Source organism: Streptomyces sp. NPDC020597, from assembly GCF_044335095.1.
Lineage (GTDB): Bacteria > Actinomycetota > Actinomycetes > Streptomycetales > Streptomycetaceae > Streptomyces.
Genome location: NZ_JBIRUL010000002.1, coordinates 549,371 through 564,577, shown reverse-complemented (window position 1 = coordinate 564,577; position 15,207 = coordinate 549,371). Strand labels below are relative to the sequence as shown.

Here is a 15,207-nt window from a genome sequence, read left to right as displayed (position 1 = left end):
TGGAACTCGGCAAGGTCCTCGCCAAACGCGTCGAACCCGCCCTCACCGAAGGCGCCGACGTCCCCGGCCTCGACTCCTCCACCACCGCACTCGTCGCCGCCTACCGCGAACTCAGGAAGTAGAGAACTGACATGACATCGATGCAGCTGGGCCTGGTCGGCCTGGGCAAGATGGGCGGCAACATGCGCGAGCGCATCCGCCGCGCCGGCCACACCGTCGTCGGATACGACCGCAACCCCGAGGTCTCCGACGTCAAGAACCTGGCCGAACTCGTCGGCAGCCTCGAAGCGCCGCGCACCGTCTGGGTGATGGTCCCGGCCGGCGCAGCCACCCAGTCGGTGGTCGACGAGCTCGGCGACCTGCTGGAGCCCGGCGACACGGTGGTCGACGGCGGCAACTCCCGCTGGACGGACGACGAGAAGCACGCCGCCGAACTCGGCGCCAAGGGCATCGGCTTCGTCGACGCGGGCGTCTCCGGGGGCGTCTGGGGCCTGCAGAACGGCTACGCCCTGATGGTCGGCGGCGACGCCGAGCACATCGCACGGGTGCAGCCGATCTTCGACGCCCTGAAGCCCGACGGCCCGTACGGGTACGTCCACGCGGGCAGGGTCGGCGCCGGGCACTTCTCGAAGATGGTCCACAACGGCATCGAGTACGCCATGATGCAGGCCTACGCCGAGGGCTGGGAGCTGCTGGAGAAGGTCGACTCGGTGGAGAACGTGCGCGAGGTCTTCCGTTCCTGGCAGGAGGGCACGGTCATCCGGTCCTGGCTGCTGGACCTCGCCGTCAACGCCCTCGACGAGGACACCCACCTGGACAAGCTGCGCGGTTACGCCGAGGACTCCGGCGAGGGCCGGTGGACGGTCGAGGCGGCCATCGACAACGCCGTGCCGCTGCCCGCGATCACGGCCTCGCTCTTCGCGCGGTTCGCCTCCCGGCAGGACGACTCGCCGCAGATGAAGATGATCGCCGCGCTGCGCAACCAGTTCGGCGGCCACGCCGTCGAGTCGGCGGAGAAGTAGGCCCGGCCGTGGGGGACCTGCTGCTGGTCCGCCACGGGGAGACGGAGTGGAGCAGGTCGGGACAGCACACCAGCTGGACCGACCTGCCCCTCACCGCACACGGCGAGGAACAGGCCAAGTCCCTCGTCCCGCTCCTCTCCGGCCGGACCTTCGCGCTCGCTCTGGCCAGCCCGCTGCACCGTGCGACGCACACCGCGCGACTCGCCGGCGTCCCGGGCGTCGTTCCCGAGCCCGACCTGCACGAGTGGGACTACGGCGGCTACGAGGGCATCACCACGGTCGACATCCACCGCACCCGTCCCACCTGGGACCTGTGGACGGACGGCGTGCCGCCCGGCCCGCAGGGCCACCCCGGCGAGTCGCCCGACGAGGTCGGACGGCGGGCCGACCGGGTACTGGACCGGGTGGGCCCGGCGCTCGCCCGCGGGGACGTCGTCCTCGTCGCCCACTCCCACTTCCTGCGGGTGCTGACGGCGCGTCGGCTCGGGCTGCCGCCCGTCGAGGGGCGGTTGTTCCAGCTCGCCACGGCCACCGTCAGCCGCCTGTCCACGGAGCACGGGCGACCCGTGATCGCCGAATGGAACGTACGGGCATAGGCGGCCGACACCCCTCACGAGGGCCCGCCGCAGTCGCGGCCGACGGAGGCCGACGCACTGAGCACTGACACCGGCCGACGGCGAGTCGCCGGATCCTGGCCACGACGGTCGTCGCGGTCGTGACCGGGAGGGTCGGCGGGCCGTGGCCCGGCGGTCATGCGGTCATGCGGTCATGCGTTGGACCATCCGCGCCGGCACAGCACCAGCCGGTAACCGTCGGGATCCTCGACGGTCACTCCCCACTCGTTCCAGTACGGGTTGGGCGACCGCACCTGCCGGCCACCGCTGCGTTCCAGCCGGTCCACCAGGTCGTCCGGTACCGGACCGTCGACGTAGATCACCAGGAGGTCCTCTTCCGTCGGCCTGGGTTCCACGGGACGGCCCGGCTCGTGCACGAGCTCCAGGTGCCAGCCCGCGTCGGGCCAGCCGAGCATCAGCAGGGCGTGCTCGCCCGGCCCGTCGCCGCCCTCGGCCCGCCACAGGACGCGAAGGCCGAGCCCCTCCGTCCAGAACCGCTCGGCCGTGGCGAGGTCGCGGGTGGGCCGGGCGACACGGAGGTGACTGCGGCCGTCGACGGGCATCTCGGCTTCTCCTCATCAGGGGTGCGACGGACGTCCGTCCGCCCTCGCAGCCTAGGCGCGGCCTGCCGCCGGGACATCGGCCGTCGGACCTGCGCCCCAGGGCCTACGTCCTGGGCGGGGGCGGGCGCGCGGCCGGGGGCCGAGGTGGGCGCGGGCCGGGCGCGGCGCTCAGCCGCCGTATGCGCCCTGCGCGATGCCGTACGCCCGCTCCACCCGAAGGCGCACCACCAGCCGGCGGTCGCGGACCATCACGGCGCGGTAGTCCTCCCAGTGGGGGTGTTCGCCCTGCACGTCGCGGTAGAGGCGGACCAGTTCCTCGACCGTCTCGTCGTAGGGGTCCGCGGCGACCGGCGTGAGGTCGGCGACGCCCTCGGCGACGGTGTAGGCGCGGTGGCCGGGGACGGTGACGTGGTAGGAGGCCCGGGGGTCGCGCCGCAGGTTGCGGGTCTTGGCGCGGCCGTCGGTGACGGAGATCCGGATGACGCCCTCGTCCGGGTAGTAGTGGTGGCTGACGTTCGACAGCTGGGGGCGGCCGTCGCGCTTGAGAGTGACCAGTACCCCGCTGCGGCCTTCGGCGAGCAGCGCGAGCAGTGCGTTCTGCGTCGTTTCCTGAGTCATGCCCGGCACAACCGGCGGCGCCCCGGGTCACATTCCCCCCGGCCCCTCCGGCATGTCCCGACGTCGCCGGTAGACACTGTCTACGTCGCGCTGGTAGACAGTGTCCATGAGCGAACCGGAGAAGCCCGATCCCGATCTGCGCACCCGTCTCGTCGACGTCGGCGTGGACCTGCTGGCCCGGGAGGGCGCCGGAGCCCTCACCCTGCGCGAGATCGCCCGCAGGGCCGGCGTCTCGCACGGCGCGCCCCGCCGCCACTTCCCCACCCACCTGGAGCTGCTGTCGGCCATCGCCCGTCGCGGCTTCGCCCGGCTGGGCGCCCGGGTGAGCGCCTCCGCCGGCGACGAAACCGCCGACCCGCGCACCCGGCTGGGCGAACTGGCCCACGTCTACCTGGAGTTCGCGTCCGACGAACCAGGCATGTACGACCTGATGTTCCGTCACGATCTGCTGGAGAGCGGCCATCTGCGGCTGCGGGACACCAGCCTTCCGCTGTTCGGCGTCCTGGTGGAGCTGGTCGGCCGGGCCCGGCCGGGCTGCGACGCCCGCACGGTCGCCGGCGCGCTGTGGGCGAACCTGCACGGCGTCGCGCAGCTCTGGCGCTGGGGCAGCCTTCAACTCGCCACGGGAGCGACCGACTTCGCACCTCTTCTGCGTACGGTCCTGGACGCGCATCTCGGCCCGGAGGCGGGCCGGTGAGCCCTTCCCCCCGCTCCCTGCCGCTGACCCTGGCGAGCAGCGTGGCCGGCGCCATGGTGGTCGCCCTGGACGGCACCGTCCTCACGGTCGCCCAGCCCACCCTGCGACGCGACCTGCACGCCTCCGTCACCCAGGTCCAGTGGACCGGCACCGGATATCTCGTCGCGGTGGCCGGGCTGCTGGTGTTCGCCGGGCGGCTCGGGGACCGCTACGGGCACCGCCGCACGTTCGCCTGGGGCATGCTCGGCTTCGGCGCCGCCTCGGCGGGCATCGCGCTCGCGCCCGGCATCGGCTGGGTGATCGTCCTGCGGATCGTGCAGGGCGTGTTCGGGGCGCTGCTGCAACCGGCGACGCTGGGGATGCTGCGGGCCTCCTATGCGCCCGAGCGGCTGCGGACGCCGATCGCCGTGCGCACCGCGTCCATCGGAGTGGCCGCGGCGGCCGGGCCGGTGGTGGGCGGGGCGCTGGCCACGGAGTTCGGCTGGCGGTCCGTCTTCCTCCTCAACATCGTGCCCGCACTGCTGTTCGGCGCCCTCGCCCTCACCGCCCGGGACCGCCCTCGTCCGGCCGTCGGCGCCCCGCTCGACCTGCCCGGCGCGCTGCTGCTCGCCGTGACGCTGGCCTGCCTGGTGCACACGCTCGTCACCCTCCCCGGCGCGACGTGGTCGGCGCCGGTCGCCCTCCTCGCCGCAGCCGCCTTCGTGCGCCACGAACGCCGCACCGGTTCCCCGCTGCTGCCGCCGGACGTGGTGGGCTCCCCGGCGGTGGGCGCGGCGCTCGGCGTGCTCGTCGTCGCGTCGGCGGCGCTCAACGGCGGGCTGTTCGCCTGCGTCTACGTCCTCCAGGACGGCCTGGGGCTCACCGCGCTGCACAGCGCCCTGCTCAGTCTGCCGCTGGCCGTGCTGCTGGTGGCCGCGGCGCCCGCCTCCGCGGTCCTGCTGCGCCGGGCCGGCGCCCGCGCCACCGTCGCGGGCGCGACGGCCCTGCTCGCCGCCGGTCTCCTCGTGCTCGCCCGCGCCTTCGGGCCGCTCACGTTCTGCACCGGGTTCGCCCTGGTGGGAGCGGGGTTCGGGGCGCTGATGGTGGCGGCGACCCATGTCGTCGTACGACTGGCGCCCGCGAAGTCGGCGGGGGTCGCCGGCGGTCTGCAGCAGACGGCGATGAACGTCGGGCCGGTGCTGGGGGTGGCGACGGCGACCGTGCTCATGGACGTCGGACCGGCCCGCTCGCCGCTCCTCGTGCTGGCCGTGGCCGCCACGGCGGCACTGCCGCTCTGCCGCGCACTGCCCCGCCGCGCATCGCCCGCGCCCGCCGCGCCCGGCGCTCCCCCGGCCGGCCGGGGCGACGCGACGCACAGCGATCCCGACGCCGAAAGGGGTCCGCACGCCCGGTCCCTACGCGACCATGGAATCTGAGGCCGTCCGGGCACGTCGGGCCCGGACCGCGCCTCGAGCGAGCACACCGGAGGAGAACGAACGATGGCACTGCTGCGGCAAGAGGTCGAACCGGGCGAGGCAGGGCTCGACCCGCAGGCGCTGGACCGACTCGACCGGCACGTCGCCCGCCGGGTCGAGGCAGGGCGTCTGCCCGGATTCCTGCTGGCGGTCTCGCGCGGCGGCCGGGTAGCCCACCTCACCGCGCACGGGCTGCGCGACATCGCCGCCGGACTGCCCGTCGAGCACGACACCCTCTACCGGATCTATTCCATGACCAAACCGGTCACGTCGGTGGCCGCGCTGATACTGGTGGAGGAGGGCCGGCTGCGGCTCGACGACCCGGTCGCCGACCATCTGCCGGCCTTCGCCGGGCTGCGGGTGTACCAGGCCGGCTCCGGCGCGGACCTCACCACGCGCCCGCTCGAGCGGCCTCTGCTGGTGAAGCATCTGATGACCCACACCGCGGGCCTGACCTTCGCCTTCTACCACTGTCACCCCGTCGACGCCCTCTATCGCGAGGCGGGCCTGGAGTCGGCGGTGCTGCCGGGATCGGACCTCGCCGGCACCGTCGAGGCGTACGCGCGCCTGCCGCTGCAGTTCGAACCGGGCACCCAGTGGAACTACTCGGTGGCGACCAACGTCCTGGGCCGGATCATCGAGGTGGTGTCCGGCCGGCCCCTCGACGAGTTCCTCGCCGAACGCGTCTTCCGCCCCCTCGGCATGCCCGATGCCGGGTTCCAGGTCACGGACGAACAGTCCGGCCGGCTGGCGGAACTGTACGGGGACGCCGAGGACGGCGGCATCGAGCCGATCCCGGGCCTGCCCCTGTTCGGCCGCCCCCGGTTCCTGTCGGGAAGCGGCGGCATGGTGGCGACCGCGTACGACATCCACCGTTTCACGGAGATGCTGCGCCGCCGCGGCGAGCTCGACGGGGTGCGCCTGCTCCGGCCGCAGACGGTCGACCTGATGACGGCCAGCCACCTGCCGGACGGCGTCGACCTGCGCGCCTTCGGCAGCCGTCCCGCCCACGACGAGCCCGGCAACGACGGCGTGGGCTTCGGCCTCGGCGTCTCCGTGGTCGTCGACCCGAGCCGCACCCAGGCGCCGTCGGGGCTCGGCACGTACGGCTGGAGCGGCGTCGCCACCACGACGTTCTGGGTCGACCCTTCCCACGACGTGAGCGTGCAGTTCCTGACCCAGCTGAGGCCGAGGCGGTCGCTGAAGCTCTACCCCGACCTCAAGCGCCTGGTGCACGAGGCGATCAAGGACTGACGGCACGCCCCCCGGCCGTCGCAGACCCCGGCCCCGTGGCCCTCACTCCCCCAGCCGCGACGTGAACTCCAGCCCTTCCTCGGCGAGTTCGCGCATCCATGCCTCGGAGCGGGCGGCGGTCCCGGCGGCGCGGTTCAGGCCCGGCGGCAGGGAGCCGTCCAGGATGTGGCGGACGCCGAGGGCGAGCGGCCGGGAGACGCAGCGGGCCATCGCGCTCTCCGTCTCGTCGCCCACCAGGTCCAGCAGATGGCTTCCGCGCCAGGAGCGGCCGCTGTCGGCGCCGTCCGCGTGGACCTCCAGTGACACGGCGAGGACGACGCGGTCGCGGTCCGTGTCGGAGGTGGGGTGGGCCGCCGCGAGCTCCCGGGCCAGCTCCGCGATCCGGGTGTCGTCGCCCGCCCTCAGCTCCTCGAACACCGGCTCCCAGGCACGCAGCCAGCCGTCCAGCCGCAGCGTGCCGCGCACGAAGGTCAGCGGGCGCCAGGCCGGCGGCAGCGCGTACTGCGCGATGAACGGGACGCTGTCCCGGTTGGGGTAGGCCTCGAATCTCTCACCGCCGACCTCGTGGGCCCGCGTGGCCTCCCAAGGCCTGGCAGCCACGATCTCGGCGCCGTCGTCCACGTAACGCGCGGGTGCCCGAAGGGCGTTGAGGACGCCGAGGGGCGCCCAGCTGAAGCGGTACCTGAAGTCGTCCGGGACGGCGGGGACGCCTCCGCAGTACGAGGTGAGACGGTACGAGGCCGGTGTGTCGTCGCCGATCGCCTCCCGGGCCCGGGCGACGAGGCTGTGCGCGAAGAGGTGGTCGATGCCGGGGTCGAGGCCGGCCTCGGTGAGTGCGACGATCCCGGCCGCGGCCGCGGCGGGCGCCGACTCCAGGATCTCGTCCGAGACATAGCTGGAGCAGGCGAAGTGGGCCCGCCGGGCCACGCACGCCGACAGCAGCGCGGCATGTCCGGACGCGGGCAGCATCGACACGACGACGTCGCCGGGGGCCAGTTCGGCCGTCAGCGCGTCAAGGGTGTAGGCGCGCGGCTCGGCGCGTCCGGTCAGGCCCAGGCGGCCGAGCGCCTCGGCCGCCCGCTCGGCCGTGCGGTGCCACACCCGGACCGGGCCGGCGTGTGCGCACAGGGCGGTCAGGCCGCTGCCCGTGGACAGCCCCGCGCCGACCCAGTGGACGGCGCCGGAGGCGGGGACGCGGTCAGACACGGCCGGACTCCCCTGCGGTGAGGCCGAGTTCACGGCAGGCGGCGTGGAAGCGGTCGAGGCAGCGGCCCCACGGTCCGGCGGCGCCGAAGTCCAGCAGCACGGGGGTGAGCGCCGCCGAGAAGTCCACGCTGGCCTCGCGCGGCAGCAGGGACGGCAGGTTGTCGATGGCGATCAGATCCAGCGGGGGCTCCTTGCGCAGCCGGCGCACGGGCTCGCTCCACTCGGTGGTGCGGTCGTACACGGGCAGGACGTTGAGCGGCGAGCCGACGTCGCAGGTCACGTCGGAGAGGGTGCGCAGCCGCCGTGCGGGGTCGTCGAGGTCCTCCTCGCGGACGAACGGCGGCACCGGGGCCGTGGCGAGCACGCAGTTGACCAGCATGTCGTGGGCCAGCAGCGCGGGGCGGTCCAGGTCGCGGGTCTCCGCCAGGTCCCAGCAGGCGGGTTCCACGCCGGCGGCGCCGAACGCGGCCCGCGCGCCCCGGCCGCTGCGGCCCAGAGCGCCGACGACGAGCGCGGTGAACTCCTCGTCGCCGGGGACGGGGCGCAGCGCCTCGTCCCAGTCGGCCTTCTCCGAGGGCCGCAGGGGCGCGGTGAGCCGGCCCCGGTGGTGCAGCACCGCCAGCGCCGCGCCGAGGTAGCCCGCCCAGTATCCGAAGGCGGCGAGGCGGCGACCCTGCTCGTCGACCAGGTACTCCAGGTCGAGGAGGGCTCCTCCCCCGGCGGCGAACCGTCGCAACAGGTCTGCGGCGCCCGGCTGTTGCTTGTAGGCGTGCCCGAAGAAGACATGGCGGTGCGTCAACCCGGAGGGCGCATCGGGGAGTTCCTTCAGGCCGAGGACGACCGCGTCGCGCGGGGCGGACGTCCAGGAGCCGGCGGGAGCGATCCGGGCGCCGGCCGCCTCGTAGGCGTCGGCCGGGAACACGCGCTGCGGGGAGTCCTCGACGGTCAGCGCCACCCCTGCCTCGACCAGGCGGCGGGCGTCGTCGGGGACGACCGGGGTGCGGCGTTCGGTGGTGCGGGCCTCGTGGCGCAGCCACAGGTGCAGTTCGGTCATACGCGGTTGACCTCCGGACGCGGGGCGTCGGCCGCGAAACGGTCGGCGCTCAGGGGGGTGACGTCCACGAAGGGTACGCGGCCCAGATACAGGTCGCGGACGACCTCGCCGACCGCCGGGCCCTGCAGGAAACCGTGGCCGGAGAAGCCGGTCGCGTACAGGAAGCGGGACACCGACGACGCCTCGCCGATCAGGGCGTTGTGGTCGGGGGTGACCTCGTACAGGCCCGCCCAGCCGCCGGTGCGGCGCAGGTCGAGCAGGGCGGGGGCGCGGCGCTGCATGGCGTCGGCGAGGCGCGGGATCCACCGGTCGTGGGCGTCGGTGGCGAAGCCCGGGCGCTCGTCGGGGTCGGACATGCCGACCAGGAGGCCGGGGCCCTCGGCGTGGAAGTAGAGGGTGCTGCTGAAGTCGATGGTCATGGGCAGGTGCGGCGGCAGGCCGGGGACCGGTTCGGTGACGGCGATCTGCCGGCGCAGCGGCTGCACCGGCAGGTCGACGCCGGCCATCGCGCCGACGGCCCGGGACCAGGCGCCGGCCGCGCAGATCACCGTGTCGGTGGTGATGCGGCCGAGGGTGGTCTGCACGGCGGTGACGGCGTTCCCCTGCCGTTCGATGCCGGTGACCGCGGTGTGCCGCAGGATGCGCGCGCCGCAGCGGCGGGCGGCGGCCGCGTACCCGTGGACGACGGCTTCGGGCGTGCAGTGGCCGTCGTCGGGCGAGAACGCGGCCGCGAGTAACCCGTCGGTGCGGATCAGCGGGGAGAGCCGGCCGGCCTCGTCGGGGCCGATGAGGCGGCTGGGCACGCCGAGCGCGTTCTGCAGCCGTACGCCCGCCTCGAAGGAGGCGACGTCCTGCGGGGTGGAGAGCAGGAACAGGTAGCCGACGCGGTGCAGTCCGATGTCGTGCCCGATCTCCTCGCCGAACCGGGCGAACGCCTCGAGGCTGCGCGCGCCGAGCTGGATGTTGAGCTCGTCGGAGAACTGGGCGCGGACCCCTCCGGCGGCCTTCGAGGTCGAGCCCGCGGCGAGTTCGTCGCGCTCGACGAGCAGGACGTCGCGGACGCCCGCGGCGGCGAGGTGGTAGGCGATGCTCGTGCCCATCACCCCGCCGCCGACGACGACGACCGAGGCATGCGTGTTCACGCGAGCGGCTCCTTTCGGCGGCGGCCCCGGCCCGTGCGCCGGGGCCGGGGCGGCGGTGCGCCGGGTCCGCTGTGATCCCTACCCGCGGGGACCGCGGTCCGAAGCGTTCTCAGGACCAGTGGGCCACCGCGTCCAGGTGGGGCAGCCGGTGGTCCATCCGCTCCCGCTTGGTGCGCAGGTAGGTGATGTTGTTCTCGCACGGCTCGATCAGCAGGGGCACCTCTTCGGCGACCCTGATGCCGTTGTCGGTCAGCGCCTCGCGCTTGCGGGGGTTGTTCGACATCAGGCGGACGGAGTCCACTCCCAGGTCGCGCAGGATGTCGGCGGCCACCTTGTAGTCGCGGGCGTCGACCGGGAACCCGAGGGCGACGTTCGCCTCGACGGTGTCCAGGCCCTCCGCCTGCAGCGCCATCGCGCGCAGCTTGCCCAGCAGACCGATGCCCCGGCCCTCGTGGCCGCGCAGATAGACGACGATGCCGCTGCCTTCGGCGACGACCGCCTGCAGCGCGGACTCCAGCTGCGCGCCGCACTCGCAGTGCTGGGAGCCGAACGCGTCGCCGGTCAGGCATTCGGAATGCAGCCGGGTCAGCACATCCTCGGCGCCTATCTCCCCGTACACGAGCGCGACTTGTTCGTCACCGCGGTCGTGGTCCATGTAGCCGATCGCCTGGAATTTGCCGTACACGGTGGGCAGGGGGGCATTCACCACGCGTTCCACACCGGTGCGCTGCGGGGTCTTCGTGCCGAGTACGCCAATTTTTTCTGTCATGATCTGGTTCCTAAGCAGAGACGAAAGGCCGGGAAGAAATGAGTGGTTCGGACATACGGTCGGCGGCGTACGGACTGGTGCCGACGGACACTACCGAAGACGTACGGACCAGGGGCGCCGGCGTCTCGACGCAGGTGGCGGTTCTTCCCGTCGGGAGCTTCGAACAGCACGGCCCGTACCTGCCGCTGGCCACCGACACGCTGGTGGCCTGCGCCATCGCGCGGGAGATCGCCGGGGCGTACCCGGTGCACCTCCTCCCGCCGGTGACCATCGCCTGCTCGCACGAGCACGCGGCCTGGCCGGGAACCGTCAGCATCTCCTCGGTGACCCTTCACGCGGTGGTACGGGACATCGCGGCGTCACTGCGCCGCTCGGGCGTCGAGGCCCTGGTGCTGGTCAACGGACACGGCGGGAACTACGTCCTGGGCAACGTCGTCCAGGAGTCCTCCGCCGCAGGTGAGCGGATGGCGCTCTTTCCGGCCCCGGAGGACTGGGAGGCGGCGCTGGTGCGGTCCGGGGTGTCGACCTCGCTGCTCACCGACATGCACGCCGGGGAGATCGAGACCTCGATCCTGCTGCACGCCCACCCCGAACTCGTCCGGCCCGGTCACGAGTCGGCCGATTTCGTCGCGGACGACCGCCGTCATCTGCTCACGCTGGGAATGTCCGCCTATACCGATTCGGGCGTCATCGGCCGTCCTTCCCTGGGGTCGGCGGAAAAGGGGAAGGAACTCCTGGCGAGCCTGGCGGATTCCTTCGGCGCGTATTTCGACTTGCTCACCGCGGAATCCTCCGGAGCCTGAACGGCCTTCGCCGCCGCGGCGGTCTGCGCGGCCCCGGCGGTCTGCGCGGCGTCGGAGAGCGGAGCGGACGGGGCCGGCGTGGCGGGCGGCTCGGCGAGGCGCGCCCCGTCGCGGGCCGACCCGGCGCCGGCGTCGCCCTCGCGCAGTCCCGCGTACCAGCGGACGACGAGCACGACCGCCCCCGGCAGCGCCGCGACGAAGCTGAGCACGCCGTACACGACGGCGACCGCGAGGCCGGTGCTCGCGCCGAGCCCGGCCGCGCCGAACGCCCACGCGGTGACGCCCTCGCGGGGCCCCCAGCCGCCGACGTTCAGCGGCAGGCCCATGGCGAGCAGCGCGAGGACGGCGATCGGCAGCAGCGTGAGAACGGAGGCGCCGGAGCCGGCGACCCGGGCGGCCACGACGAACATCCCGAGGTGCCCGGCCAGCACGACCGCCGAGGACAGGGCCACTCCCGGGCCGTTGCGCCGCGACACCAGGCCCTCGCGCGCCTCGGCCAGCACCGCCCGCAGCCGCCCCGAGGGCCGCGGCGCGGCGGAGTTCATCCGGACGGCGAGGACGACGGCGAGTGCGCCCGCGCCGGCCAGCATGACGATCGGCGCGATCTGGCGGGCGTCCGCCATGACCGGCGAGGGCAGGGCGAGCAGGATCGTCACGCCCGCCACGGTCAGCGCCAGCTGTCCCGCGGTGCGCTCCAGCACGACGGCCCGCACGCCGCGTCCCACGTCGCCGGCGCTCTGCCCGTGCCGCACCGCGCGGTGCACGTCGCCGAGGACGCCGCCGGGCAGTGCCGCGTTGAGGAACAGGGCCCGGTAGTAGTCGGCGACGGCGGGGCCGAGCGGCAGCCGGATGCGCAGCGCGCGGGCCACCAGTGCCCACCGCCAGGCGCTGAACACGGTGGTGACCGCGCCGATGCCGAGCGCCGCCAGCAGGGTCGGCGCGTCGATCCGCCGCAGCCCGTCCAGGAAGACGCCGGTGCCCAGCTTCCACAGCAGGGCCGTGAGGATGACGACTCCGGCGACGGTCCCGAAGTGCGTGCGCAGCGCACGGTTGGCGAGCAGGGCCCGCAGCCGCGACGGCTTCGTGTGCGGCTCGGTCACGATGACCCCGATACGGGCCTCCGACACGGCCGGGCCGGTGCGGACGGCCACCGGGCCGCGCTGCGGCCGGCGCGCGGCCGGCAGGGCGCCCTCGCCCCACAGCGCGGGCGCGGCGGCCGTCACCCGCGGGCCGACCGTCTCCGCGCTCATCCGGCTCCGCCCGTCGGACGGGCCAGTGCCAGCAGGTCGCTGTGGTGCACGGTGACCTGGAGGTCGCCCGCCGCGCAGGCCGCGAGCCGGGCCGCCAGGTAGGGCTCGGCGCGCTCGGCCAGTTCGGGGCGCTCCTCCACGGCCGCCCCGACCCAGCCGCGCAGCCACTGGGCGGTCAGGCCGACGTTCTCCGGGCCGAGCCGCCACGGGCTGGGGTGCACCTTGACGGTCGCGCCCTGGTCGGCGAACGCCTCGCAGGCGACGTTGACCGCGTCGGGGCCGAGGAGGCCGTCGCGTCGCTGGTGGTCGTTGAACGCCGCCGCGATCTCCTGGTCCAGCGGGTCCGGCGCGCTGAGTTCGACGCGGCCGGCGACCGACAGCGTCAGCAGCGCCGGGCAGCCCGCGCCCGCACAGGCCGCGGCGAGCGTCTCGATCTCCTCGCGGGTGAGGACGTCGAGCAGCGCGGAGGCGGTCACCAGCGAGGCGCCGGCCAGCGCGTCCGGGGTGAGCCGGGCGACGTCGCCGCGCCGCGTCTCCACGGTGACCCGGCTGCCGTCGGCGGCCGCCCGCGGCGAGGCGACGGCGGCGAAGTGCAGGAGGTAGGGGTCGCGGTCGTGCAGGACCCAGTGCTGGGCGCCGTCCAGCCGGGGGGCCAGCCAGCGGCCCATGGAGCCGGTGCCGCAGCCCAGGTCGTGGATGGCGATTCCGCTGCGGCCGGGCAGGTTGGCGAGCCGGATCCGCAGCGGGTCCAGCAGGTCCATCGCCCGGGCGGCGGCGTCGGCCGGCTCGCGCAGCTCCAGCCACTCGGGGGCGTAGCGGGGCTGCTCCTCCGGTCCGCTGTCGCGCAGCCGCACGGTGGGCCGCTCGCCGGGCCGGCCGACCGGGCCGGCGCCCGCGATGACGCCCGGCGCCACGGCCTCGACGCCGTGCACCGCGGCCGGCCCCACGGGGCCGCCGTCGGCGAGAGCCGTCGTCTCGAGCACAGAACCCGCCTCCGTCCGGCCCGGCTGGGTCGGGATGCCGCCCACCCGTCGCGCCACGTCCGCCGGGGTCGCCGTCGTCTTCCTCATGCCGCCCTCCGGGGTTCGCTCGGGAACCGGCCGAGCACGCCGGCCAGGCTCTGGGCGGTGCTCGCCCAGCCGTTCAGGGCCGCCCGGCGGCCGCGTGCGGCCGCCTTGAGCCGCCGTCGCACGTCGGCCTCGCCGAACCAGCCGCGCAGTTCGGCCGCGAGCGCGGCCGGGTCCTCCGGCGGGACGAGGATGCCGGGGACGCCGCCGTCGGGGGCGCGGCCGACCGCCTCGGGCAGACCGCCGACGTCCGTCGCGAGGACCGGGATGCCGCGGGCCAGCGCCTCCGTGACGGCCATGCCGTACGTCTCGGCGTAGGAGGTGAGGACCATGAGGTCGGCGGCGGCGTAGGCGGCGTCGAGTTCGGCGCCCGCCTTGGGGCCCGCCAGCTCCAGCCGGTCCTCGAGGCCGTGTCTGCGGATGAGGCCGCGCAGGTGGTCGACGTACTCCGGGTCCTGCCCGAGGCCGCCCACGCACACGCAGCTCCACGGCAGGTCCCTGGCCGCGGCCAGCGCCTCCACGAGCCGGTGCTGGCCCTTGCGCGGTGTCACCGCGGCCACGCACAGCAGCCGGGAGACCCCGTCGGTGCCGGAGGCGAGCGGGGCGATGTCGGCGCCGGGGGCGGCGACGTGCACACGCTCGGGGGCGAGCCCGTGGTGGGAGACGAGCCTGCGGACCGCCCACTCGCTGGTGGCGATCACCGCGGGCACGGCCCGCAGCACGGCCCGCTCCTTGGCGTCGAGTTCGGCCGCGGTCTCGGGCGCGATGCCGCGCTCGTCGCCCAGCGGCAGATGCACCAGGACGGCGAGCTGCAGCCGTTCGGCCTCGGGCGCGATGATCTCCGGCACCCCGCAGGCCACCAGCCCGTCGAGCAGGACGATCGTGCCGTCGGGGAACTCACGCAGCGTGCGCGCCAGTTCCGCGCGGGCGGCCGCCTCGGGCCGGGGCCACGAGCCGGCCACCAGGTGCTTGTGGACCTGCCAGCCGAAGCCGGGCAGATCCAGGCACAGCCGGCGGTCGTAGGCGTTGCCGCCGCTCGGGTTCGCCGCGTCGTCGACGCCGCCCGGCATCACGAAGTGCACGGAACGCAGGGACATGGGGATGATCCCGCCGATCTGGGAGAGCGCCGCCTGCGTGGGCACGTAGGCGAGCGGGGCCGCGTGCACGGCCTTCTCCAGGGTCGCATCGGTCACAGCGCACGCTCGTAACTCGCCCAGGCGATGTGCGACTCGTGCAGGCTGACGGCGATGGCGGCGATGCCGCGGGCCCCCTCGCCGAGCGCACCCTGGTGGATGCGCTCCGCGAGCCGGTCGGCGACGACCTTGGCGAGGAACTCGGTCGACGTGTTGACCCCGGCGAAGTCCGGCTCGTTGTCGAGGTTGCGGTAGTTCAGCTCGCTGACCACGGCCCCCAGCTCCTGCGTGGCGAGTCCGATGTCGACGACGATGTTGTCGTCGTCGAGCTGCTCACGCCGGAATGTGGCGTCCACCAGGAACGTCGCTCCGTGCAGGCGCTGCGCGGGTCCGAAGACCTCGCCGCGGAAGCTGTGGGCGATCATGATGTGATCGCGGACGGTGACACTGAACAACGGACGACCCTCCAGGTGCGGCGCGTCTGGTCCCCCGGTCATTGGCCAACCGGGGGATGCCGTGTAGTACGGCTCCTCGGTTCCCCCCGTTCAGTCGGATCTCACT

The 15,207-nt window shown here is 74.3% G+C and carries 15 protein-coding genes and 1 pseudogene; 6 read left to right on the top strand and 10 right to left on the bottom strand.

Annotated elements, in window-relative coordinates; translation table 11 throughout:
- Positions 1–140 precede the first annotated feature (140 nt).
- On the top strand, positions 141–1,022 hold the full coding sequence (gene gnd, locus ACH4ZA_RS06085) for a phosphogluconate dehydrogenase (NAD(+)-dependent, decarboxylating) (RefSeq protein WP_398428264.1): 882 nt from the start codon (positions 141–143) through the stop codon (positions 1,020–1,022).
- Positions 1,023–1,030: 8 nt separating this feature from the next.
- On the top strand, positions 1,031–1,618 hold the full coding sequence (locus tag ACH4ZA_RS06080; RefSeq protein WP_319281893.1) for a histidine phosphatase family protein: 588 nt from the start codon (positions 1,031–1,033) through the stop codon (positions 1,616–1,618).
- A gap of 170 nt (positions 1,619–1,788) precedes the next feature.
- Here the strand turns inward: ACH4ZA_RS06080 and ACH4ZA_RS06075 are convergent, their stop codons facing one another.
- Positions 1,789–2,199, bottom strand: a complete 411-nt coding sequence (locus tag ACH4ZA_RS06075) for a VOC family protein (RefSeq protein WP_319281890.1) — start codon at positions 2,197–2,199, stop codon at positions 1,789–1,791.
- Between the two features lie 168 nt (positions 2,200–2,367).
- Positions 2,368–2,817, bottom strand: coding sequence for a TIGR03618 family F420-dependent PPOX class oxidoreductase (locus ACH4ZA_RS06070; RefSeq protein WP_398428240.1), 450 nt, complete (start codon positions 2,815–2,817; stop codon positions 2,368–2,370).
- Positions 2,818–2,923: 106 nt separating this feature from the next.
- Between ACH4ZA_RS06070 and ACH4ZA_RS06065 the strand changes: the two genes are divergently transcribed.
- The 3 genes from ACH4ZA_RS06065 to ACH4ZA_RS06055 all read left to right on the top strand — a co-directional run bounded on the left by ACH4ZA_RS06065 (position 2,924) and on the right by ACH4ZA_RS06055 (position 6,222).
- On the top strand, positions 2,924–3,514 hold the full coding sequence (locus tag ACH4ZA_RS06065) for a TetR/AcrR family transcriptional regulator (RefSeq protein ID WP_319281884.1): 591 nt from the start codon (positions 2,924–2,926) through the stop codon (positions 3,512–3,514).
- A 53-nt stretch (positions 3,515–3,567) separates the two neighbouring features.
- Positions 3,568–4,929, top strand: coding sequence for an MFS transporter (locus tag ACH4ZA_RS06060; protein ID WP_398428263.1), 1,362 nt, complete (start codon positions 3,568–3,570; stop codon positions 4,927–4,929).
- 63 nt (positions 4,930–4,992) lie between these two features.
- Positions 4,993–6,222 (top strand): serine hydrolase domain-containing protein, encoded by a 1,230-nt coding sequence (locus ACH4ZA_RS06055; RefSeq protein ID WP_398428239.1) that lies wholly within the window; start codon positions 4,993–4,995, stop codon positions 6,220–6,222.
- A gap of 42 nt (positions 6,223–6,264) precedes the next feature.
- Here ACH4ZA_RS06055 and ACH4ZA_RS06050 read toward each other — a convergent pair whose 3' ends face one another.
- The 4 genes from ACH4ZA_RS06050 to ribA form a co-directional block, all read right to left on the bottom strand.
- The gene (locus ACH4ZA_RS06050) at positions 6,265–7,428 is read right to left on the bottom strand and encodes a saccharopine dehydrogenase family protein (protein WP_319281879.1); all 1,164 of its coding nucleotides are present in this window, start codon (positions 7,426–7,428) and stop codon (positions 6,265–6,267) included.
- Positions 7,421–8,482 carry a saccharopine dehydrogenase gene (locus ACH4ZA_RS06045; RefSeq protein WP_398428237.1) on the bottom strand — a complete coding sequence of 354 codons (1,062 nt, stop codon included), beginning with the start codon at positions 8,480–8,482 and terminating at the stop codon, positions 7,421–7,423. Before ACH4ZA_RS06045 ends, ACH4ZA_RS06050 begins: the two co-directional genes overlap by 8 nt.
- Positions 8,479–9,624, bottom strand: a complete 1,146-nt coding sequence (locus tag ACH4ZA_RS06040) for an FAD-binding oxidoreductase (protein ID WP_319281875.1) — start codon at positions 9,622–9,624, stop codon at positions 8,479–8,481. The genes ACH4ZA_RS06045 and ACH4ZA_RS06040 overlap by 4 nt, the downstream gene beginning before the upstream one ends.
- A 109-nt stretch (positions 9,625–9,733) precedes the next feature.
- A complete protein-coding gene (gene ribA, locus ACH4ZA_RS06035; RefSeq protein WP_319281872.1) occupies positions 9,734–10,393 on the bottom strand; it encodes a GTP cyclohydrolase II in 660 nt (219 codons plus the stop codon).
- 38 nt (positions 10,394–10,431) lie between these two features.
- On the opposite strand from ribA, the gene ACH4ZA_RS06030 reads away from it, so the two are divergent.
- A complete protein-coding gene (locus ACH4ZA_RS06030; protein ID WP_319281870.1) occupies positions 10,432–11,196 on the top strand; it encodes a creatininase family protein in 765 nt (254 codons plus the stop codon).
- A gap of 239 nt (positions 11,197–11,435) precedes the next feature.
- On the opposite strand, the pseudogene ACH4ZA_RS06025 reads toward ACH4ZA_RS06030, so the two are convergent.
- From ACH4ZA_RS06025 to ACH4ZA_RS06010, 4 genes and pseudogenes are all read right to left on the bottom strand, one after another.
- Positions 11,436–12,446 (bottom strand): annotated as a pseudogene (locus ACH4ZA_RS06025) (YbhN family protein); the annotation flags it as partial.
- Positions 12,443–13,516, bottom strand: coding sequence for a class I SAM-dependent methyltransferase (locus tag ACH4ZA_RS06020; protein WP_319281867.1), 1,074 nt, complete (start codon positions 13,514–13,516; stop codon positions 12,443–12,445). The pseudogene ACH4ZA_RS06025 and the gene ACH4ZA_RS06020, both read right to left, overlap by 4 nt.
- On the bottom strand, positions 13,513–14,706 hold the full coding sequence (locus tag ACH4ZA_RS06015) for a glycosyltransferase family 4 protein (RefSeq protein ID WP_319281865.1): 1,194 nt from the start codon (positions 14,704–14,706) through the stop codon (positions 13,513–13,515). The genes ACH4ZA_RS06020 and ACH4ZA_RS06015 overlap by 4 nt, the downstream gene beginning before the upstream one ends.
- Positions 14,703–15,101 (bottom strand): 6-carboxytetrahydropterin synthase, encoded by a 399-nt coding sequence (locus ACH4ZA_RS06010; RefSeq protein ID WP_319281863.1) that lies wholly within the window; start codon positions 15,099–15,101, stop codon positions 14,703–14,705. Before ACH4ZA_RS06010 ends, ACH4ZA_RS06015 begins: the two co-directional genes overlap by 4 nt.
- Positions 15,102–15,207 lie beyond the last annotated feature (106 nt).